This is a genomic window from Pseudoalteromonas sp. SCSIO 43210, assembly GCF_054133285.1.
The window spans coordinates 4859777-4883245 of record NZ_CP087225.1 but is presented as its reverse complement, the minus strand read 5'-3'; the positions used below and the strand labels follow the sequence as shown (position 1 = coordinate 4883245).

At 38.8% G+C, this 23469-nt stretch carries 19 protein-coding genes; 5 read left to right on the top strand and 14 right to left on the bottom strand.

All coding sequences use genetic code 11. The annotated features are described in order from the left end of the window. Positions 1-22 precede the first annotated feature (22 nt). Positions 23-421: a hypothetical protein gene (locus LOS73_RS21125; RefSeq protein ID WP_008136499.1), complete on the top strand. Its 399-nt coding sequence runs from the start codon at positions 23-25 to the stop codon at positions 419-421. A gap of 22 nt (positions 422-443) precedes the next feature. Here the strand turns inward: LOS73_RS21125 and LOS73_RS21120 are convergent, their stop codons facing one another. After that, positions 444-1196, bottom strand: coding sequence for a LytR/AlgR family response regulator transcription factor (locus tag LOS73_RS21120; RefSeq protein WP_033030965.1), 753 nt, complete (start codon positions 1194-1196; stop codon positions 444-446). A gap of 252 nt (positions 1197-1448) precedes the next feature. Between LOS73_RS21120 and LOS73_RS21115 the strand changes: the two genes are divergently transcribed. After that, complete coding sequence (locus LOS73_RS21115) at positions 1449-4391, top strand: TonB-dependent receptor domain-containing protein (protein WP_033030964.1); 2943 nt, start codon at positions 1449-1451, stop codon at positions 4389-4391. 225 nt (positions 4392-4616) lie between these two features. On the opposite strand, the gene LOS73_RS21110 is transcribed toward LOS73_RS21115, so the two are convergent. Further along, positions 4617-5090: a Dps family protein gene (locus tag LOS73_RS21110; RefSeq protein WP_007377885.1), complete on the bottom strand. Its 474-nt coding sequence runs from the start codon at positions 5088-5090 to the stop codon at positions 4617-4619. Between the two features lie 335 nt (positions 5091-5425). Here LOS73_RS21110 and LOS73_RS21105 point away from each other — a divergent pair, with 335 nt between their 5' ends. Continuing rightward, positions 5426-5635, top strand: a complete 210-nt coding sequence (locus tag LOS73_RS21105) for a hypothetical protein (RefSeq protein ID WP_007579816.1) — start codon at positions 5426-5428, stop codon at positions 5633-5635. Here the strand turns inward: LOS73_RS21105 and LOS73_RS21100 are convergent. After that, positions 5632-6237, bottom strand: coding sequence for a PGAP1-like alpha/beta domain-containing protein (locus tag LOS73_RS21100; RefSeq protein ID WP_033030961.1), 606 nt, complete (start codon positions 6235-6237; stop codon positions 5632-5634). The genes LOS73_RS21105 and LOS73_RS21100 overlap by 4 nt on opposite strands. Positions 6238-6420: 183 nt before the next feature. Beyond that, positions 6421-6957: a YaeQ family protein gene (locus LOS73_RS21095; RefSeq protein ID WP_166421113.1), complete on the bottom strand. Its 537-nt coding sequence runs from the start codon at positions 6955-6957 to the stop codon at positions 6421-6423. A 91-nt stretch (positions 6958-7048) separates the two neighbouring features. Between LOS73_RS21095 and ylqF the strand changes: the two genes are divergently transcribed. After that, positions 7049-7993: a ribosome biogenesis GTPase YlqF gene (gene ylqF / locus LOS73_RS21090; protein WP_010554855.1), complete on the top strand. Its 945-nt coding sequence runs from the start codon at positions 7049-7051 to the stop codon at positions 7991-7993. Positions 7994-8725: 732 nt separating this feature from the next. Further along, entirely contained in the window at positions 8726-10810 is a 2085-nt protein-coding gene (fusA, locus tag LOS73_RS21085; protein ID WP_007378013.1) for an elongation factor G, read from the top strand. Positions 10811-11179: 369 nt separating this feature from the next. On the opposite strand, the gene mdoH is transcribed toward fusA, so the two are convergent. The 10 genes from mdoH to tatA form a co-directional block, all read right to left on the bottom strand. Continuing rightward, a complete protein-coding gene (mdoH, locus tag LOS73_RS21080) occupies positions 11180-13141 on the bottom strand; it encodes a glucans biosynthesis glucosyltransferase MdoH (RefSeq protein WP_457934267.1) in 1962 nt (653 codons plus the stop codon). After that, on the bottom strand, positions 13113-14732 hold the full coding sequence (locus tag LOS73_RS21075) for a glucan biosynthesis protein G (protein ID WP_007378015.1): 1620 nt from the start codon (positions 14730-14732) through the stop codon (positions 13113-13115). Before LOS73_RS21075 ends, mdoH begins: the two co-directional genes overlap by 29 nt. A 307-nt stretch (positions 14733-15039) precedes the next feature. Then, a complete protein-coding gene (locus tag LOS73_RS21070) occupies positions 15040-17763 on the bottom strand; it encodes an ExeM/NucH family extracellular endonuclease (RefSeq protein WP_457934266.1) in 2724 nt (907 codons plus the stop codon). A gap of 128 nt (positions 17764-17891) precedes the next feature. Further along, a complete protein-coding gene (gene hemB, locus LOS73_RS21065) occupies positions 17892-18902 on the bottom strand; it encodes a porphobilinogen synthase (protein ID WP_457934265.1) in 1011 nt (336 codons plus the stop codon). Between the two features lie 12 nt (positions 18903-18914). After that, the gene (locus tag LOS73_RS21060) at positions 18915-20768 is read right to left on the bottom strand and encodes a diguanylate cyclase (RefSeq protein ID WP_457934264.1); all 1854 of its coding nucleotides are present in this window, start codon (positions 20766-20768) and stop codon (positions 18915-18917) included. Beyond that, entirely contained in the window at positions 20768-21553 is a 786-nt protein-coding gene (locus LOS73_RS21055; RefSeq protein WP_457934263.1) for a TatD family hydrolase, read from the bottom strand. The genes LOS73_RS21060 and LOS73_RS21055 overlap by 1 nt, the downstream gene beginning before the upstream one ends. Beyond that, positions 21553-22071 carry a hypothetical protein gene (locus LOS73_RS21050; RefSeq protein ID WP_457934262.1) on the bottom strand — a complete coding sequence of 173 codons (519 nt, stop codon included), beginning with the start codon at positions 22069-22071 and terminating at the stop codon, positions 21553-21555. Before LOS73_RS21050 ends, LOS73_RS21055 begins: the two co-directional genes overlap by 1 nt. Position 22072: 1 nt before the next feature. Then, positions 22073-22813, bottom strand: coding sequence for a twin-arginine translocase subunit TatC (tatC, locus tag LOS73_RS21045; protein ID WP_007378021.1), 741 nt, complete (start codon positions 22811-22813; stop codon positions 22073-22075). Positions 22814-22861: 48 nt separating this feature from the next. After that, positions 22862-23194: a Sec-independent protein translocase protein TatB gene (gene tatB, locus LOS73_RS21040; RefSeq protein ID WP_457934261.1), complete on the bottom strand. Its 333-nt coding sequence runs from the start codon at positions 23192-23194 to the stop codon at positions 22862-22864. A gap of 5 nt (positions 23195-23199) precedes the next feature. Continuing rightward, positions 23200-23448 carry a Sec-independent protein translocase subunit TatA gene (gene tatA, locus LOS73_RS21035; RefSeq protein WP_007378023.1) on the bottom strand — a complete coding sequence of 83 codons (249 nt, stop codon included), beginning with the start codon at positions 23446-23448 and terminating at the stop codon, positions 23200-23202. Between the last annotated feature and the right edge of the window lie 21 nt (positions 23449-23469).

Below are 23469 nucleotides of genomic sequence, written 5' to 3'. Positions count from 1 at the left end.
GTTGATATCTGTAAGGCAATTTATGTTTGGAGCACATGGCGAATTCCAGATTTTCTCGCAGCCACCTCATATGTATTTAAAATTGAAGGGGAGCTTTAATAATGAAGGTATAACATCATTAACTAATGGTGTTATTCAAGAATTGAGCACTCACCCTGAAAATACGATTAAGTTTGTGATTGTTAACTTAAAAGAGTTTGAGCTGTTAACTCTGGATAGTCTTGATTCGCTAGAGGCCTATTTTGCGGGTGTAAAAGAACTTGGCTATCAACGAGTTGACTATATAAACATTAATATCATAGCTAAAAACATGTTTGAAAAAGTATGGAAAAATAGCGATGTAGAAGTTAATTTTTATAAAGATACTGAAAGCTATTTATTAGAGCGTCCAAATGACAGTTATATAAAACAGAACTGGTAATTAATATGAGTATTATAAACCGCTACTGAAGAGGGCTTATAATACTCTCTAAACAGCCTTTATAGCGCCTTGAAAGGTTTAAGCACATATCGTTTTTTAGCCTTACTTTATAATCGCCACTGTCAGTAGGCATCAGTTCACAAATAGCTTGTTTTCTTACCAGCGTTGAGCGATGAATACGAATAAACCCTTCAGGCTCTAGCTGCTGCTCAATATTTTTCATGGTTTCGCGGTGTAATACCGGTGTACTACCTTGGGTAAAATGCAGCTCTACATAATTGCCTGCACCATTTATCCAAATAATATCATTGATATCAATTAATCTTACCTTACCTACATCTTTAACTACTATATGTGATGATGATTTTTCAGTTTGTGCGCTTTGCTGATATTGACGTTCGGCCGTGCTTGCAATCGGGCAAAGGTGAATCAGTTTATCAAAGCATTTATCAATACGTGGTGCAGTTGAATCTAATATTAAAAAATCAACCGCGCCCACTTCAAAAGCAAAACTCGCAAAACGGTCCGACTGGGCAATAATGACTAATTTCAGTTTTTTAGCAAGTTCAGTTAAATGCACTATTTGCATAGGGTCAGACATGCTTGTTAACTCATAAAAAAGTACGTTGTATTGACTTGTATCTATCTGATCTAACCTCTTTTGTTGTGTTAGGGATTGAGATTCAAAGTGTCTATGTTCTTGCACTCTACTTGTTAAAAATGTTGCAAACTTAGTGTTGCTAACAAATGTTAATGCATGAAAAGAAGCTGCCATTATTTTATACCCTCGTTGTACAGATTAATAAAGACCGTACTTAATGGAAAAAAATGTTACGAAAACATAATATTTTTATAAAGTCATCGTGATTTGCTCACTTATCCCGCCAAACTTGCAGCTTGTACCAATATAGATGCCTTGTAAGGAACGCGTATAGAGTCTCAATGCTAATCCTCTTAGTGTTGTCCGCGAGGTAACTATTTAGTTACAAAAATAACAATTCAAGAAAAAATAATTCAGGGGAATTACATGGTATTAACTAACAATGGTAGTGAGCGATTATTTAAAAAATCGTCGCTAACAGTAGCGCTAAGCAGCGTATTACTAGCGGGATTTTCATTTCAAGGTATTGCAGCCGAAGAGGATGAAATAAAAAAAATAGAACGAGTTCAAGTAACAGGTTCTCGTATTCGTTCAGCTGAGGCTATGTCCTCTGCGCCAATTCAGGTTGTAGATAGTGCAGCAATTGATGCATCTGGTTCTCTTAATATTCAAAATCTATTATTAGATAACCCTGCATTCGGTTCACCAGCTATTAGCCGTACTAATTCAAACTTCAACACAGCAAGTGCTGGTGTTGCAACGGTTGATTTGCGTAATTTAGGATCAGAAAGAACATTAGTACTTGTTAATGGTCGCCGTTATGTATCGGGTTTACCTGGTAGCTCAGCAGTAGATTTAAACACTATTCCTAGCCAGTTTATTGAGCGAGTTGAAATTATGACTGGTGGCGCATCATCAGTATATGGTTCAGATGCAGTGGCAGGTGTGGTTAACTTTGTTTTAAAAGATGACTTTGAAGGTATCGAATTTGAAGGCCAATTTGGCGAATCAAAAGAAGGTGATGACCAGTCTCGACAATTTTCTTTTACATCTGGTTTAACCAGCAATGATGGCAAAGGCCATGCAATGTTCCACTTAGGTTATTCTGATCAGGGTGCTGTTTATTCTCGTGATCGTGACCGTTCTGCCGTGGACCAATTTTCACAAATCTTTTTTGAAGATGATCCAGCCGCTAATCCAAATGCTATTTTTGATGCCGTACGTCCTTTCTTCTCATCATTCCCACCTCAAGGTCGATTTGATGCAGGGGATACTCGTTTTACATTTGATCAAAATAATAATCTACAAGACTCGTTTAGCACTAATGGTGGCGATGGTGTTGCTGCAAATGGCTTTAACCGAAGTGGTGTTCGTACAATCGCGATTCCAACAGAGCGTTACTTATTTGCATCAAATGGTAGTTATGAACTAAATGATAAACACAGTTTTTTCTATGAAGGGACATATGCATCTAGCACAACTCGCTCAGAGTTAGAACCATTCCCATTTGCATCTGATGATATTTACGCTAATGGCCGTGTTCCTATTGAATTTGAAGTTAATGGAGAGTTATTGCGCAATGCCTTCGTACCTGATGATATTTATAATGCAGCAACAGATACAGATGGTGACGGTAGCCGAGATATTTTCTTTGCAAAGCGTTTGAGCGACATTGGTAACCGTGGAGCACGTGCAGAGCGTGATACGTTCCGTATTGCATTAGGTTTTCAAGGTGAAATCAATGATAATTGGTTTTACGACACTTATTATGTATATGGTAAAACAAAAGAGTCACAAGTATCAGGTGGTTTGGTTAACGTACAAAGTTTCCGTCAAGGTTTAGAGGCTGTTAACGATCGCTTTGATTTAGATGGCGATGGCATAACTAACGAAGCAATCTGTATTGATGAAACAGCTCGGGGCTTCAGCTGTGCGCCGGTTAATATTTTTGGCTTTAATTCACTATCGCAAGATGCTATTGATTTTGTACGCGCTCCTAGTTCTCTCTCTACTTCTGTAGAACAAGAAATTATTGGTGGTAATATCTCTGGTGACTTATTTGAGTTACCAGCAGGTACAGTGGGGATTGCTGCCGGTTTTGAGTATCGTGAAGAGTTTTCTCGTAGTGAATTTGATGCATTACAACAATCGGGCCTTAATGCGGGTAATGCAATTCCAGCAACAGAAGGTTCATTTGATGTAACTGAATATTATGTTGAAACAAATATTCCAGTACTTGATTCAATTACTATGAATGCAGCAGTGCGTTTGTCTGATTACTCTACAGTAGGTAATACTGAGAGTTGGAATGTAGGTTTAGATTGGGAAGTAACAGATAGCTTACGTTTACGTGCAACTCGAGCACGCTCAACCCGTGCACCTAATATTGATGAATTATTTTCTCCACCCTCACAAACATTTCCAAGTGGCTTAAACGATCCTTGTTTAGGAATTACAAGTAGTGGTGGTGGTGCATCAGGCGATTCATGTCGTGCAGATGTTGGTGTTGCCAGCAATATTGCTACCAATGGTGCGTTTACGCTTAACCAATCTGATTTACAAGGTATCAGTGGTTTTAACCGTGGCAATACCGATCTTAAAGAAGAAGTGGGTGACTCAGTGACAGTGGGGGTTGTTTTTACACCTGAAAACTTAATATCGGGTTTAGATATCACACTTGACTACTTTGATATAGAAATTGATGATGCAATAGTTTCTACCCCTCGCCAGTTTATTCTTGAGCAATGTTATGGTGGTGGTGATGATAGTTTCTGTAATTTCATTACACGTCGCGGTGCTCCATCGGGTAATAACAGTGCAGGTTCGCTAGAATTTATCGATAGTGGTGTGTCGAACAGCGGTGGTTTAGGGACTGAAGGTGTCGACTTAACGTTAACTTACGCTACTGATATAGGGCCTGGTGCATTCAAAACTCGCCTAGCATATACCTATTTAATTGATGGTTACAGTATTCCATTACCAGGTGCAGATAAAGATGTATTCGCTGGTGAAGTTGGCGCATCTGAACATAAAGCAAACTGGAACTTTGGCTATAAAGTTAATGACTTCGACTTTAATTGGAGTATGACATTTACTGGAAGCGCAGATTTTGACGATCAATTCTTAAGTGGCTTGAATATTCCGGCTGGCTCAGTTGGTGTTGGCTCTGTAACATACCATGATGTGCAAGCAAGCTATCATATCAGTGATTCAATGGAGTTATATGCAGGGGCTAATAACTTATTTGATAAAGAGCCACCGCGTATCGTTTCTGGTATTAGTGGTTCTGATACGGGTACTGAAACTGATGCGGGTACGTATGATCCAATCGGTCAAACTATATACATTGGTTTTAGAAGTAAGTTTTAATCAACAATAGCAGTATTAGCTTCTAGTATTGTTATTCACAATAAAAAGCCTCGGTTGTCACTGAGGCTTTTTTATTACCCGCTTAAGTCAAAAAAAACGCCACTGGTAACAGGTGCGTTGTTTAGATTGAATAAGGGGTTAATATAATAATCGAAACGTTTGATTATTCGACGATTCATCCCTAATAAAGCCCTCTATAAGGGCTTTTATCTTTTTAGATTAAAATTAATCTAAGTACGCTTTTAACATCCAAACCAGTTTTTCTTGCTCTGAGATGTAATCACTCATTAGTGAGGCTGTGCCTTCATCGTCTGCATCACCTGCTTGGTTTAAAATATCGCGCTGCATGTGAATTAACGTACTGTAACCAGCAAGTAGGTTCTCTACGGCTGTAACACCATCACTAATACCTTTAGCTTCTTTAATTTTACTTACTTCGAGGTAATCAGAAAATGCATGTAATGGAGCGCCATCTAACGTCAAAATACGTTCGGCAACTTCATCTACTTTTAAAAGTAATAAGTTATAAATTTCTTCAAATTTAACGTGTAGCTCAAAAAAGTTACGGCCTTTAATATTCCAGTGAAAACCACGCGCATTCATGTATTGAATTTGGTAGCTGCTTAATAGCGTATTGAGTGATTTTACGATGTCATCACTTTTTGCACTGTTTAGACCTATTGCGTTTACCTGTGACATAACTTGCTCCTTGAATAACCGTTGATTTGTGAACTTGTGATAAGTATTACTAATTTCGATAAATTAGTAAAATCGTTTGAATTTATCTGGTTAATCGTTTTAACCTATCAATTGTTCTTGGTATCTGGATTCACTTTAGACTATTAATAGAAGTGGGACTGATTAATAAAAATACTACCCCTCAAAAATAAATAAAACTTAAAAGTATATAAATCATGATCTGAAACAAACTTTATCTAAGGTAATAACTTAGCTATTTTTTTATTGATGTAGGTCAAAAATCATCCATCCTAACGGCGCATAATAATGTTGTCGAAATAATTAGGAGAGATAACATGCATGCAAAAACAGCGAAACAAAATAAAGCAGAGTTAATCGTGGTAGGAATTGCAGTCATCGCATTTGTGCTTGGGCTAGTAGCGCACTTAGCAGGTGCAAGCTTTGCTAATTCAGACTTTTTTGGTTACATAGCAGCGCCCATTCCGCTGATACTGGCAGTGGTATTTTTAATTAGTTATAAAATAGCAGCCAATGCTGAGGATTAATCTTTCTCGCTTAAGCATTTTAAAATGTAGTCGACCACTTCGCGTGAGTAAATCATACTGGTATGGCTTAAATGGAACACTTTATGTTCAGCCATACCTTTGAGCTTAGTTTCATCAAGTAATACAGTGCCATCTGATTTACTGCCTTTAACTATAAGGGGCATTAAACCAATGGGTAAGTCACCTGCAATACTAAAAAGCTTCGCTTTAAACGGCCAGTTACCATTTTGTGTAAGCAAAAATTCAACGCTATTTTTTAAAAAAGACTCAAACCCTTTTTGCTTCATTTTTTGTGCAATATGGCTACCTTGATGAGGCGTGCCTAAAGTAACTACTTTTGTAATGTGTTGGCTTGCAACTGAATTAGCTTCTAGGTATGCACGAGCGACTAATCCGCCCATTGAGTGGCATACGAGTGCAGAAGGTTCACCTGCAATAAATTCATCAATTTGAGCAAAAATAGCATCGCGGTTTGGATCAAGCGTATTATAAGTAAGGTTTAATACCTTAACACCAGATTCTTCCAAGCGAGAGCACAGTGGGCGCATAACAAAGCCAGACATATACAAGCCATGTAAAACAATAACGTGTTTAACTTTCATATGCTCCCTAATACCAATTTTATTAAAAACATGATCATTCTAGCGTATTAAATAATCCGCTACCTGCGTTAAAAATTATTTATATAGAACAACTATATGTCATAATTTTCGCCTTGTTATCGACTTATTTATTTGTCGCTATAATAGATAACTAATTTAATGCAATTGGTATAACTACCGTAGTTACATTAACTGCTGTGGTTTTATTTCAATATTAGTTGTATCGGTGTTTACCCACACTTCACCATCTTGAATGGTAATGGCGAGCTTGATACCACGATCAACCAAAGCAGCAAGTGCTTGTGTTGCTGCATAATCAAGGCTAAAAATACTTAAGTTTTTAAATTCATACAATTTAGGTTGGTGTTTTTGCCACCAAATTGCTTGATTGTTTTCACCATAAGTATATAGCACCACTTTTTTAGATTTATTACAGGCTTTTTTAAGACGTTTTTCATCTGGTAAGCCAAGTTCAACCCATAGTTCTATTTCTTCACTATAGCTTACATGCCAAAGTTCAGGCTCATCATCAGCACTTAATCCTTTAGTAAATTCTAAACCATCACAGCTATTGAGTGCAAAAGCGAGTAAGCGAATCATTAACCGTTGGTCGGTTTCTGACGGATGTTGTGCCAAGGTTAAACTAAAATCTTGGTAAACGTGGCGGTCCATATCGCTAAGCGATAATTGCACCTTCATAATGGTGGATTTAAGAGCCATAACAACTAATCTAAAAAAATTTGCGCCAGTATAGCGCAATTAAATGAATTGCCAGTTAAAATAGCGGTTAATTATACGTTAGGAGTTAAAAATGGCTATCCAGTGGTTCCCTGGGCATATGAATAAAGCCCGTAATGAAATTAAAGAAATAATGCCACAAATGGATGTGATCATTGAAGTGCTAGATGCGCGCATTCCCTACAGTAGCGAAAACCCGATGGTGGCAACCTTGCGTGAAGGTAAGCCAGTTATCAAAATAATGAACAAAGCTGATTTAGCTGATCCTAAAATGACGCAAATTTGGAAGGATTATTTTGAACAAGAAAATGGCGTTAAAGCGATTTCTTTTGGTCACGATAAGGCAGCTGAAGTACATCGTATCAATGAACTGTGTAAAAAGTTAGTGCCGCATAAAGTAGGCGCCGATAAGCAAATAAAAGCCATGATAATGGGTATTCCTAACGTGGGTAAATCTACGTTGATCAATGTATTGGCTGGACGCATAGTTGCAAAAACAGGTAATGAACCTGCTGTAACGAAAGCACAACAACGCATTAAGCTTGAAGACGGTATTATGCTTTACGATACGCCAGGTATGCTTTGGCCAAAAGTAGAAAACGAAAACTCAGGTTATCGCTTAGGCGCTACAGGTGCCATTCGTGATACCGCACTTGAGTATGAAGAAGTAGCAAGTTATACCGCTGAATATTTATTACGTGCTTATCCTGAGCTTTTAAAAGCGCGCTATAAAATCGCTGAACTGCCTGAAAGTGACTGGGAGTTTGTCGAAATGGCAGGTAAAAAGCGTGGTTGTATTCGTGGTGGAAACCAAATCGACACGTACAAAATGTCTGAAATCCTAATTAACGAACTGCGCGACGGTATTATTGGCCGTATTACGATGGAAACTCCGCAAATGCGTGAGGAAGAAGAAGTAATGGTTGCTGGTTTACGCGCAGCTGCAGAAGCTAAAAAACAAGCTAAAGAAGAAGAGAAGCTCCAACGCCGAGCACGAGCGCGTAAAAATCGTCGTTAATTGATTTAGTTTAATTTAACCAACTAAATTACAGACATAAAAAAAGCCCGTAAGGGCTTTTTTAGTTTCATATCTACCGTCACCGATATGAGCAATGTAGCAAGTAAAATAGTAGGGCGGTTACTCGTCATCAACATCAAGGGGCGTTGCGGCTCATAACAAGTAACCATAGCTGTTAACGTGCGCCACACGTTGTTTCAGGGTCGAGAAACAAATCAATTCATTCCGTTACAAGCCAGTATGTTTGCCGTCTTGTTGATAGTGATTATCAGTTAGATTCAAGTATCTGTCAACACCCAAATGCAAATAATTCTTATTATCTTGTTGTGCAACTTGTAAGCTGATGTAAAGCATGAAAAAATTGCGACTATTTAATTTTTCTTCATCTTGGGTGATATATGCGGTGATTAAATCGCTCTTACTTTAAACAAGTATTAGTTTTTAAAGATTAGTAATTTCTGAGTATATATTAAAGTTTTAGCTGTTTAAGCTATGGTAGTGTGTTGTTCCAAAATAACGAAATAACTTTATGTACCTAAAGTTAGGGCGAGAAAAAAATAGTGTTTTCATTATGTTACATGCGATTCTCAACTTGAAATACAAAATAGACCTTGCGCATAAAAAAAATATATTGAATTGATTGCATTTTAAGCGGCTTGCATGGTGATGTTCGCTTTAAGTAATGTTATACTCCTGCCGAATAATTTATCGACTTTATTAAGAGTAAAATTAATGGCAGATTTATCGAAGTACAGAAACATTGGTATTTTCGCGCACGTTGATGCGGGTAAAACCACGACTACTGAGCGTATCCTAAAGCTTACTGGTCAAATCCATAAAACAGGTGAGGTTCATGATGGTGAATCTACTACTGACTTCATGGAACAAGAAGCTGAGCGCGGTATTACTATTCAGTCTGCGGCTGTAAGCTGTTTCTGGAAAGATCACCGTTTTAACGTTATCGATACTCCTGGGCACGTTGACTTCACAGTAGAAGTTTACCGTTCACTTAAAGTATTAGATGGCGGTGTTGGTGTGTTCTGTGGTTCTGGTGGTGTTGAACCACAATCAGAAACTAACTGGCGTTATGCTAATGATTCAGAAGTTGCACGTATTATCTTCGTAAATAAATTAGACCGTATGGGTGCTGATTTTTACCGTGTAACTGAGCAAGTACGTAAAGTACTTGGTGCTGTACCACTAATCATGACTTTACCAATTGGTATTGAAGATGAATTTGTTGGTGTTGTAGATGTTTTAACTAAAAAAGCATACGTTTGGGATGACACTGGTCTTCCTGAAAACTACGAAATTACAGACGTTCCTGCAGACATGGTAGAAAAAACTGACGAGTATTATGAAATGCTTGTTGAAACTGCCCTTGAGCAAGACGATGAACTACTTGAAGCTTACATGGAAGGTGAAGCACCTTCTGTAGAAGACATCAAGCGTTGTATCCGTAAAGGTACACGTGAGCTTGCTTTCTTCCCTACATACTGTGGTTCTGCGTTTAAGAACAAAGGTATGCAGCTTATTCTTGATGCTGTTGTTGATTACCTACCATCTCCTACAGAAGTTGATCCTCAACCTCTTATGGATGAAGAAGGTAACGAAAATGGCGAATTTGCAATCGTTTCTGCAGATGAACCTTTCAAAGCGTTAGCATTCAAAATAATGGATGACCGTTTTGGTGCATTAACATTCGTACGTATTTACTCAGGTAAACTAAATAAGGGTGACACTATCCTTAACTCGTTTACTGGTAAAACTGAGCGTGTTGGCCGTATGGTTGAGATGCAAGCAGATGACCGTAACGAATTAACTAGCGCACAAGCTGGTGACATCATTGCTATCGTAGGCATGAAAAACGTGCAAACTGGTCACACTTTATGTGATCCTAAGCACCCAGTAACACTTGAGCCAATGGTATTCCCAACTCCAGTAATCTCGATTGCTGTACAGCCTAAAGATAAAGGCGGTAATGAGAAAATGGGTGTTGCTATCGGTAAAATGGTTGCAGAAGATCCATCTTTCCAAGTTGAGACTGATGAAGATTCAGGCGAGACTATTCTTAAAGGCATGGGTGAGCTTCACTTAGATATCAAAGTAGATATCCTTAAGCGTACTTACGGCGTAGACCTTATTGTTGGTCAACCACAAGTTGCTTACCGTGAAACTATCACTCGTGAAATCGAAGATAGCTACACGCATAAGAAACAATCTGGTGGTTCTGGTCAGTTTGGTAAAATCGACTACCGCATCAAGCCAGGCGAAGTTGCTTCAGGCTTCACGTTTAAATCATCAGTTGTTGGTGGTAACGTACCTAAAGAATTCTGGCCTGCAGTTGAGAAAGGCTTTAAGTCAATGATGGGCGAAGGTGTTCTAGCTGGCTTCCCAGTACTTGACGTTGAAGTTGAACTTTTCGACGGTGGCTTCCATGCCGTGGATTCATCTGCAATCGCGTTCGAAATCGCTGCTAAAGGCGCTTTCCGTCAATCGATCCCTAAAGCGGGCGCACAACTTCTTGAGCCAATCATGAAAGTTGACGTGTTCACTCCAGAAGATCACGTTGGTGATGTTATCGGTGACCTTAACCGTCGTCGTGGCATGATGAAAGACCAAGAAGCTGGTTTAACAGGCATCCGTATTAAAGCAGATGTACCGTTATCAGAAATGTTCGGTTACATCGGTACACTACGTACAATGACATCGGGTCGTGGTCAGTTCTCTATGGAGTTCTCACACTACGCTGCATGTCCAGCTAACGTAGCAGAAACTGTAATAGCTGCAGAAAAAGAGAAAAAAGCTGCTAAGTAGTTAGCTCTTTAACTCTTTAAAAAAACCCGCACATGTTGCGGGTTTTTTATTGCCTATAATTTTTGATGGGGGATCTTAGCTAACCTGAACTCTGGATAATAAATCTATCTCAAGCAGCTATTTTCAGCGCTCACTGCGTTGAATTTACTTGTAATAGGCCAGCGATTGACGCGTAAATTCGCCTTGTTTTCACTGAAAATCTCTGGCTAGAGAAAATAAATTTAAATATCACTATAATTCAAGACGTTGGTAAATCTTTTAACCAGAGCTCAGGTTAACTATTTTAATGCGGAAAAATATTTATTAGACAATAAAAAAGGAGCAACTTATTGCTCCTTTTTTGGTTTTTAACGGCTCTTTTATTTAGCCCTAATTAAACTTTTTTATCGCTTTAGCTTTTAGCGCTTTCATCTTTAGCTTGTGTGGCTTATTAAAGCTTTGAATGGGCATTGTAACCATATGCTCTTTTGGCAGTGTTGGAATAGTTGTTGGATATTGACCTTCTTGAGGTACAGAAATCTTTTTGAGATGAACCTTAAGCGCTTCTAAAGTAGCATCGTTATCTACTTCACTAGGGCAAATAAATATACCTAGCTCTCTAAGGAACACGCCTAGCTTAATGCTACTTGAGTAACGGACTATAGGTGCTGCGAGTATTAAGCCTAATAGTATTGGCGACAACCACCAAAAGAATACAGGGGTAAAGTAATACGCTGTGCTGCCCCATGCAATAGCGACGATAGTTGAAAATAGCGTATAACCAAACGCTTCCCTCCAAGGAACCATTCGACCTTCACGAGGCTGTGCATCCCACTTTACTTTTTTACCTAAAAATACGCATATAACAAAGTAAGCATGAAATACCATCATTAATGGTGCAACAATAATAGCAAATACGGTTTCAATGATTGAGCCTAGTATCAGCTTAATTGAACCACCAAAGCGTTTGTTTCTGTGCACTAGTGTAACAATAACACCCATTAATTTAGGTAGTAGTAAAATTATGATTGTTAAGTAAAGTAGTGAATCAATCAGTTCGGTTTTGGCAATTTGCCACGTCGGAAATAATTGGTACGCGCGATTAAAGTAAACATCGCTATTAAGCGCACGTGTTACGGCATCAATCGTACTTAGTGCGAGCATTGATAGCCAAATTAGCGATGAAATATAGGCCGTTGCTCCCAGTAAAAAATGAAACTTACTCATTAACTTTAATTTTGATGAGGACAGTAAACCAAGGTGTTGGATATTCCCTTGTACCCAACGTCTGTCGCGTACAGCATAATCTAAAATGTTACTTGGAACTTCTTCATAACTCCCTTCAATGTCTGATAGTAGCAATACGTCCCAATTAGCACTGTGTAACAAAGAGGCTTCTACAAAGTCATGACTTAGTATTTCACCACCAAATGGGGCATTACCTTTAAGCGTTGGTAAACCACAACAGGTAATAAACGCCTCAACTCTAATGATTGCGTTGTGGCCCCAATAGTTTGCTTTATCGGTTTGCCAAAAAGCAGAACCAGTCGCTAGCATTGGGCTGTAAAGTACGGATGCAAACTGTAAAAAGCGGCCAAAAAAAGTATCTTGACGAACGGGGATAGGAATTGTTTGAATAAGGCCTGCTTGCGGGTTGTTTAGCATGCTTGTAGTAAGCTCTAGCATGCACTTTCCGGTCATTATGCTATCAGCATCAAGTACAATCATATGGTCGTACTGGCTGCCCCAACGTTCACAAAAATCAGTTAGGTTGCCTACCTTGCGGTGTTTATTATCTTCGCGGCGACGGTAAAAAACGTGTTTAGCTGTACTGCCTAATCGCTCACACAATGCATGCCATGCACTTAACTCGTTTTTGGCTATTTGTGGGTCTTGGGTATCGCTAAGTAAATAAAAGTCAAAGTGATCTAGTTGCCCTGTTTCTTTTAGTGATTCTAGGCTTACTTCAAAGCCTGCGATAACACGATGAGTATCTTCGTTATAGATTGGCATAACAACCGCTGTTCTTTGCTTAGCAAGTGCTTGGCTGTCGAAAGAGATTGGCTTAATACGCTTTAAAGTTAGTGGATCGATGCGCAGTAGTTGCAGTAAGAAACCAATTGTACCGCTACAAAATGCAGTAACAATCCACGCAAACGTAATTGAAAATAGGGCGAGTAATGCATATTCAAGTAAGGTCATACCGTTTGAATTTAAAATTTCAAACATAATAGATATGCCGTAACCTGATATGCCAAGAGCTGCAATAGCAAACAGCCATACACGAACTGTTTTGAAAGGCATTGACGTTCCCTTGTTTTGCTTACTTGATGTCATTTGGATACCAAACATAGCTCCATACCTCACTAATTTCTTTTTCACGTAGTTTTAGCGATAAACGCATATCTACTGGTTTTCCGTCTTGTGGGGCGATTTTAAAGGCCACACGCCATCCATATGTATCAGGTAGCTTTTGTATTGTTACATCACTCACTTCACCTGTTGTTAGCTGTATATCAGCCTTTAAATCTAGCTTTTTAGAGAGCTGGTTAAGCTCTGGGCCTGAAAAGTCAACAGTAAATTGACGGTGACTTTTTGGTGGAGGATTGTCTTCACCTGGTAGTGCTGCACTGCCAATTCTAGTACGCACCACGCGTGCTTTTTCATGTTGGTTTAAATGGGCATTAAAAGTCGTCATTTTATAGCTTAGTTTTAATGAATCTCCCGCTTTGAAGGGTTTTTCAGGTACCCAATAACTTACTATATTGTCATTCGTTTCTGTGTCAGTTGGTATCTCTACTAGCTCAACTCGACCATTACCCCATTCACCTTCTGGTTCGATCCATAGGCTAGGGCGGTCGTGGTAATGAGCTTCTGTATCAAAGTAGTTATTAAAATCACGATCGCGTTGCGCTAAACCAAAACCTTTTGGGTTCTCGTATGTAAAAGAAGTGACGCTTAGTTGCGCTGGATTGTTAAGTGGGCGCCACACCCATTTATTATCTTGCGATTGTGTTAATAAACCGTCTGAATCGTGTACTTCAGGGCGGTAGTCATCAAAAAATTTAGTACTGTTTTCACCGTGATAAAACATACTCGTTAAGGGGGCAATACCTAGTTTTTTAACGTCTTTACGTGCAAATATTTGCATATTTACTTTTACAGCCGTATTTGTGGTTGGGTCTACATCGAACCTATATGCCCCCGACACTGATGGGCTATCAAGTAGTGCAAACATAACAATATTAGTTTGATCTAGTTTTGGCTTAACTAACCAAAACTCTTTAAACATTGGGAATTCTTCGCCTGAAGCTTCTGCAGTATCAATCGCTAAACCGCGAGCAGACAATCCGTAAACTTGCTTTGGGCCAACAATACGAAAATAAGATGCACCTTGAAATACCATTACTTCATCTTTGTACTCATTGGTATTTAGTGGGTAATGTAATCGAAAGCCAGCGTGACCAAGCTGAGTATTGGCAATGCTTTTAGTAATTTCTTCTTTTAGAGGAGCAGCAGTGCCATCGTACTGATAAAAGTCAGTACTAAATGGGAGGCGGGTGCGTTTTGAGTCACTATTAACAGTATTAATTGTAACGGGTGTTTTATATAAAAAACCGGGGTGGAATAGCTGTAGCTCGTAAAGACCTTCGTCTTTCCACACTGACTTGTCTTGTTTGAAGCGGATAGAGCGATAATCTTGATAATCAATATTATTGAGAGCATCGAGTTCAATGTTTTTTGGAGCTATATATTCTTCACTTGCTAGTTTTTTAGCACGCGCGCTTATAACGTCAAATAAACTACTTTGTGGAATGGCTGCTTCTGTTGTAGCTGCAAATGCTTGATTGCTGTTACCCCAAGCCGAAAATATAATAAGTAGACCCAAGAGTGGCTTTGAGCTCTTTTGCCATGTTGATAATCGATGGGTAAATTGTTTCATTTTCATTCCTTTATAAAAACACGACTTATTTTTAGGGTTGAGACTAAGTTATTTACTTAAGCAATTTTTAAACCTAAATAAATACATTAAAAATCAAAAAGCTAAGTAAGAGGCATAAAAGATCTCGACCACTTTTCGTGTAAAAAACACCCACGGCTATGTAGTTGCTTCTTACTTGGTTAGTTAGTTGAAGATGATTTATATAATAAGGCGATATTACGAGGTGTTTACTGAAGCTTGTCTGAATTACATTTGTATAAAAATAAAAAAAGCCGCGATTGCGGCTTTTTAAGGGTATCTAAATTAGTTATTTCTTTTTAAATCTACGCACGATTGATAGCGGCGCTAAAAGAAGTGTTAACCAAAATAATGAACCTGCATCGTTATCGTCATCTGAACGTAGGTTATTAACTTTAATAGCTACATTTTCAGCTTTAGATACGTTACCAGCACTATCTTGTGCTTGAACAGATAAGGTAATGCGGTTTTCAAACTCGTAATCTAACTCACCGGCTACAATAAGTTGTCCCTGGTTGTTAATAGAAACACTGCTGTTTCCTGATACAATAAATTTAATAACCGGTGACTCATCTGCATTAGGGTCACTAAAATCAAGCGTACCAATTACTGTCCCAATCGCGCTATTTTCATCAATAGCAAACGTTTGATTCGCTGTAATAACGGGTGTTTGCTCTTCTGGTGTTAGCGTAATTTCAGATTTTATATCAACAATTACAGGATCATGATCTGAGGCGCGGTATGCGCTTTGAGAATATAAACTTGATTGTTGAGCATCACTTTTAAATTCAACATTGTAATCAAGCGAAATTGGTTCATCAGCATTAATATGCCAATCTTTAGCTGATACTACCTTGCTAAGTAATGATGCACTAGCTACTGCATGGTCAAGGCTACCAGCACGGCCAGAGAAGCTATAAGAGTAAGCAAGAGTATTGCCATCAAGCTCTGCGACTACATTTTTATATCCTTTATCAGCAAACGCACGTATTGGATCTTCCATTGCGTAAGCATTCATGTCGCCAACTAGAATAGTATCTTCGTCGTCAACACCCGTTGGTTTGCTATCAAGCCAATCTGCGAATGCATTAGCACCTTGTGTACGTATTTCATTCCAACAAGCTTGGCCATCATTTTGATCTTCGTTCGCGCCGCTTGCACTACCACAACCACCTTTAGATTTTAAGTGCGCTACGGCTACAGTAAATACTTCATCAGTTGCTAAAGATTTAAAGCTTTGTGCGATAGGAGTACGATTACTAAAATCAAATGGTGCATCAGTAGTAATAGCGGCAGTACCGACTTCTTCTACCTTATTAGCACGATAAATTAACGCAGTCGTGATTGCATCTGTACCGATTTGATCAAGACCAAAGTCAACAAATGCATACTGGTTAGCTGCATCAGCTTCGTTTAATGCATTAACTAAGCTAGCAATAGCGCTAAATTCACCAAAACCATCATTTTCGATTTCCATCAAACCAACAACATCAGCTTGCATTGCGCTAATGGCACTTACAATTTTGGCTTCTTGACGAATAAATTCAGCTTCAGAATCTGCACCGCGACTCGTAGGGAACCCTTCACCTTGGCCATCACCATTAAAGTAATTAAGTACGTTAAAGCTTGCTACACGTAAATCTGCCTCAGCATTAAGTTCAGGTGCGTCTTTACGTGCATTTGTTGCAATAAATTGAGGTGCTACAGTTGGGTGAATTCGGTAAAGGCTAAAGCTATAAGCAAGTGCACCAGTCACTGTATTTACTGTATCACCAGTACGTAATGTATTTTCTGCTGATAAACCAGGAGTTGGATAGGCTGTAGGATCTAGATTTTGAACAGTTGAGCCATCATCGATTAATATTTTCTTAGTTAAGTTTTCGGCTTCAACTGCGTTAGCAGTATCACCAGGTAACGCAACTTGCGTACCTTGATACAAGCGCTCAGTCGCGACTTCAACTTCACCATATCGACCAAGGCCAAAGTTATTGGTAACAACTAATGGCTGTTCTAGCGTTACTAGCATACCTTCAAACGATTCTAAATAAGTTGCATCAGCTAAAGGCAAAGTTATTTTTGTAGCGGCTGAAGCTAAGCCAGTATCACAAACAGCTACTTGGCTTACGCTGCCGATTTGTGTTGCATCAAAATATTCTTCAACAGTACCTTGCACACGTACATGGTCGCCTACACTTACTTCAGTATCTGCAAAGTAAACAAACAGGCCTTCAGAAGTCAGTGGGTTAGCGTCTATATCTGCAGCAAGTGAGCTTATAAAAAAGCCTTTTAACTCATCGTCGCCTTGGAAGTCTGCTGTTACAACGCCTTCAAGTTCAACAACACTACCCACAAGAGGGCTTGCTGCACCATCGCCTTGAATAGCGCTAATCAATGTTTTATCTGCACCACATACTAATGGATCTAGTGGCTCAGGTTCTGGTACTGGAGCTGAGTCACTACCAAATACGCCTAAACCAGAAAAATCATCTTGGTCAAATTGCACCCATTCTTCGCTTGGGTCAAAAGGAGCGCTTGGCGAGGTACGGCCAACGAGGACGCTATCGTTGCGACGAAGTGTTTTATTTTGTGTTTGTACGCCACCTTCAGACCAATAAGAGCCCGGATCCGTACCAAATTGACCAAAACTATCAATGACAGTGTCGCCTTGAATTAGAACTAATGCATCATCACCGTTAAAGCTTGTAACACTATGCTCTAAATCAGCTTTACCTTTTAGCTCATCATTTGAACTTGGGTTTACGATTACATAGGTTCCGTTGGCAGGTAAAGTAGCTGATAAGTCGAGCGTAGATTGTATCGTTGTTTTACCGTTCACATATAAATTTAATTTATAGCCAGCAAGTGATAACGAATCAGTCGAGTTGTTATAAAGCTCAATTGCTTTATTGTTGCTACTACCTTCTACATATTCCGAAATGATAAGATTAGCGGAGGCTGGTGCACTAAGGCTTGCTATAACAAGCGCTAGTGGCGTTATTTTTGTTTTAAACATTATTATTTTTTTCCCGTGTATTGTGTCCCAAATGGGACACTTAGTTTAAGGAAAATTTATTACAAATAAAATACAACAAGTAAATAAAATGAAAGCAAAAATAGCGAAATTGTGACTATTGTATTACATTATTTACTTTTTAAGTATTGTGCAGCTTGTTTAGTGAAATAAGTCAGAATACCATCAGCACCAGCTCGCTTAAATGCCAAGAGAGATTCCATTATTGTTGCTTCCTCGTTCAGCCAGCCATTATCGATTGCGGCTTTGTGCATAGCGTATTCGCCGCTAACTTGATAGGCGAAAGTTGGCACGCCAAATTCATCTTTTACGCGACGTACAATATCTAAATAAGGCATGCCAGGTTTAACCATAACCATATCAGCGCCTTCTTGTAAGTCTAATGCAACTTCACGTATTGCTTCGTCAGAGTTTGCAGGATCCATCTGGTAGGTCTTTTTGTCAGCACCTTTTAAGTTCCCTGCAGAACCTATTGCATCTCTGAAAGGACCATAATAGCTAGAGGCATACTTAGCTGAATAAGCCATAATGCGAGTATGGATAAAGCCATCCGCTTCAAGTGCTTCACGAATTGCGCCAATACGGCCATCCATCATATCTGAAGGAGCGATAACATCGGCTCCAGCTTGTGCATGAGAAAGTGCTTGTTTAACCAATATTTCAGTTGTTACATCATTGATGACGTAACCTGAGTCATCAATGATGCCGTCTTGCCCATGTGTAGTGAATGGGTCAAGTGCACCATCAGTAATTACACCGAGTTCAGGGTAAGCTTCTTTTAAAGCGCGAACAGTTCGTTGCACTAAACCATCTTCATTGTAAGCTTCTTCGGCGAATAATGACTTTTTATCTGTAGGCGTTACCGGAAAGATTGCAATGGCTGGCACGCCGAGCTCAACGAGCTCTTTTGCCTCAATAAGCAATAAATCTATTGATAAACGTTCAATGCCGGGCATTGATTCAATCGCTTCACGACGATTTTTACCTTCAAGTACGAAAACGGGGTAGATTAAATCGTTTACGCTAAGTTGGTTTTCAGCCATTAGACGACGAGAAAAATCGCTTCTACGCATTCTGCGCATACGAGTATACGGAAAAAGGTCTAGTCCTGATTGGGCCATATTAGAATACTCCTACTGTGGAATTGGAAAATTAATTACTTGATTACGACCGTGCTGTTTAGCGTAATAGAGGGCTTTATCAGCGTGCTCGGTAAATATTTCGGGGGTGTTAAGATCATCTGCGACGCTAGTGTAAACACCAGCACTAATTGTAAATTTAATGTCAGTGCCAGCAACAATAACAGTACTTTGCGCAATTGTTTCGCGTATTTGTTCTGCAATATCTAACGCGCCTTCATTTGGTGTATTTGGAAGCAGCACTACAAATTCTTCGCCACCGTAGCGTGCAACTTCATCAAGTGGACGCTTTAGATTATTTTTTATAATATCTGACACCGCTCTAATAACCTGATCGCCAGTTAAATGACCATACGTATCATTAATTGTTTTGAAGCGGTCTATATCAAGCATAATAATACTTAATGGCGTTTGCTCTCGGCGAGAACGGCGAAGCTCCATTATTAATTTCTTATCAAAAAAGCGACGGTTTTTTATACCGGTTAAAGCATCTTCAGTATTAAGTTGCTCAAGCTCTCTATTTTTCTCTTCAAGCTCTCTTAAGGTTACTTGCAGTTCAAAGGTTCGTTCGTCGACAAGCGCTTCTAACTCTCGGCGAGCTTTTTCTTGTAACGCTAGACGTTCGTTTAAGAGTGTATCTTGCGCCGTATTTTTAGCAATCAAGGTTTGCTGCGTAACTATTTGTTGGTCGCGTTGCAAAATAAACTTTTCCATTACGGTATAGCACAAACAAAAAATACAGCTAAAAAAGCAAATAAAGACAATAACTAAACTATTCTGACCAAGGGAATACCAGCCCATTGCTGTAGCAATAAAGTAGGCCATAACTATAAGGAAGAAGATTAAAGTCAGTAAAAGGCCTTTATTTTGTTTGGATGGGTCACTACGAGTACATATAAGTGTAGTGATAATATAAAAGCACAAAATAATAGGAATAGTTACAAGGCTAAATAAAGTAACGATTAAGTTAGGTAGCAGCCAAACACATAGTAATGAAATGGCAAATAGGCTGGTTATCATCGTTTGTACCTTTAACAGCGTAGAGCGTTTAGGTTGGCAAATGAGTTGCTGTAAAGGTAAAAACAACAAGGTAATAAGCATCAGTAACATAGAGCTCATTAGTTGCTGAATACCCGTTAGGTTTGGATGAAAAAAACGCAAGCCAAATCCACACAAATAGGAGAGTAATAAACCTAACGTCAACGTTATCATACCAGCACAAGCAAAATAGAGCTTGCGTGAGAACCCATATAAAACAAGACAGCTAAAGGCTAACGAAAATACAAAACCAATGAGCAAACCATATATTAAATTTAGTTTACCTTTGTAAGCTAAATAACTATCTTGCTGCCACAAAGTTAAAGGTACTCGTAACCCCGCACTATCCGTAACTTTGATGATCACAGTTGTTGTTGTGTTTGCAGGCAATGTTAATTTAACTAATAAAGATTCGCTTTTTATTAGGCGCTGAGAAAGCACAAAGGCGTCGCCTATTTGTGTTTGTGAAAGCAGCTCAGAATTGTGTAAATGAAAAACCTGAACTTTATTTAAGAGAGGATTATCTATTGAAAGTAGTGGCTCAACTTCACTGTTGAGTGTGTTTTTTATTGTAAATGTAAGCCATACTGGTCGTTGTTCTAACCCTAAGTTTAATGAGCTATTTTTAAGTGAATGCCAATTTTTCAAATTACTATTTCGAGCTTCTAAAAGCGAAGTTGGTTCAAAAGAATAGTTTAAATTTATGATATTTTGGGATTTAAAATTTTGGCTTATTACAATGGGATTTGCAGAAGCGTTAAATACACATACTAGGGTAAGTAGGCTAAATAAAACTTTTGCAACTATCATTAACGTGTCTCTAGAGCAAAAATGTGATTAAAGTTTTTTGTAGTTTGAGTTGCTACAGTTTCAGCTTCAATTTTATACAGTTGAGCGACAGTTTGGCAAATATGTGGAAGTAATGCGGGTTCATTTTTACGTGATTTGGGTTTAGGCTTAATCGAGCGCGGAATTAAAAAAGGTGAATCAGTTTCGAGTAGCAAGCGTTCTAAAGGAATGTGAGGGACTAATTGTTGTAACTCTTTCCCACGTCTTTCATCGCATACCCAGCCAGTAATACCAATGTAAAACCCCAAATCTAGATAACTTTTTAACGAGCTAGCATTACCGGTAAAGCAGTGAAGTATACCGCGTACTTTGAATTCATTAAGTATTTTAAGCATATCTTCATTGGCATCACGTTCGTGTAGGTAAACAGGTAAATTTAAATCTTCGGCTACAGCAAGCTGGCGCCTGAAGACGCTGCGCTGAATATCTCGAGGTGAAAAATCGCGATTATAGTCAAGCCCACATTCGCCAATAGCAACCACCTCATCGTGCTTTGCAAGGTGTTTTAATTGAGTCTCTAATTCGCTGGTGGCTGATTTTGCATCATGAGGGTGTATGCCGGCTGTAGAGTATTGCTGATACTTTATAGCCAGCTCAAGAGATTGTTCACTCCCTGCTATGTCACAGCCAATAATAAGCATGTTGTTAACGCCTGCACTATTGGCGCGGTTAATAATCTCTTGATGCTGTTCATCAAACTGATGGTTAGTTAAATTAACACCAGCATCAATTAAGGTATACGACATTACTTAGTGCGCTTAACGCGAATAGAGCGATTTTGATTCGCTTTTTTTAATAAAAATGAGTTAAAAACACCACGAGTTATAACAACCGTATCACTTTCTTTTAAGCGCATACTATCAGAGCCAATTTGACGCCATTGTTGATCATTATCTAAATTAATAATGAGCTCACCATAAGCTGCTTTCTCTATTGAAGTAATTGTAGCTTTAATTTCAGTATCTTTTTCTTTGTGTACTTCTTTATGCTCTAAACCAAAATCATCGGCATTTGCAACTGATGACGCTTTCTGTGTTGGAGCAGGTATTGGCACGTTAGTATTTGTTGTTGGTGGTGCTAAAACTTTTGAAACTGATGGCTTGGTTAGCGATTTACCCGCAATAGTATTGTCGTAACATAGCAAACGGTTAAAGTCGTTTTCAATAAAGCTACATGCTTGTAATGCTTGAGTGTTAATTTCTGTTTGCGCAGCAAATGTGGGTGCGCTTAATAAAACCAATAGTGAGAGTAGTTGTTTTTTCATTTTATTCCTCAGATTCTTGTTGTGGTTTAGCGGTATAAAATTTCGCTAAAATTAAGCCTAGTTCAAACAAAAGCAGCATCGGAAACGCTAGTAATGTTTGTGATAATACATCAGGCGGTGTTAAAAACATCGCGACTACAAAAACACCTACCACGATATAAGGGCGTTTTTCTTTTAAGCTTGTTGTCGTTGTTGCGCCACTCCAGCATAGCAGCATAATGGCAACTGGAATTTCAAACGCGACACCAAAAGCAAAAAATAATTTTAATACAAATCCTAAATAACTACTTATGTCGGGCGCAAGAGTCATCATCTCAGGACCTGCGCTTGTAAAAAAGCCTAAAATAATTGGCAGTACTACAAAGTAACAAAAGGCTATACCACCATAAAACAGTATTATGCTAGAGGCGAGAATAGGCATGAGCATTTTCTTTTCGTGCTGATATAACCCTGGTGCGATAAACCCCCAAATTTGATGTAATATCCATGGAATAGATGCAAATAAAGCGACAAATAAAGTCAGTTTAAAAGGGGCGAAAAAAGGTGCTGTCACATCAGTTGCAATCATAGTTGCAGTGCTTGGCAAATGTGAGACTAGCGGCTGTGCAACAAAAGCGTAAATGTCATTTGCAAAATACACTATGGCAATAAAAATAACGAAAATGCTCAATAGTGCTTTTATAAGTCGATCTCGTAACTCAATTAAGTGAGCCACAAACCCCGATTTTACTTGCTCAACCATTATTATTTATACCATTTAGTAAGTTGACCATTGAAAAGGAAATTAATTTCACTTTTTTTCATCAATATGTTGCTTGTTTTCTGTCTTTGGCGGTTGTTTTTTATAGCTGTGGGTAACTGATTGAGCTGCTTGTTGTAGCTCGCTCAACGAGTTTTGCAGTTCAGGGCTTAAGTCTTTTAAGTTTTGTTGCTCTGCTTTTTTAAGGTTTTCATGCAGCTCATGTACGCGTAGCTCTTCGCTGACTTCGGCTTTAACTGAATTAGCTAGCGACTTGGCTGTTTTAATCCAGCGGCTCACTGTTCTTATAGCCACAGGCAAGCGTTCAGGGCCTAAAACCACTAAACCAACAATAAGAACAATAACAAGCTCCCACATTCCCATGCTAATTAAACCTTATTACTATCTTTGGTTTTTTCAGCGTTAGCTGGATCGTTTGGAGCTGCATTTTCTGATTTTTGGATTTGCTCGGTAGTGTCTTGTTCTGTACTTTTTTCATCAGACATGGCTTTTTTAAAGCCTTTAACAGCACCGCCTAAGTCCCCACCCATTCCACGTAACTTTTTAGTACCAAAAAGAAGAACGATGATTGCTAGTACAATCAATAATTGCCAAATACTAATACCACCAAAACCCATGGTTATCTCCAGTCTATAAAA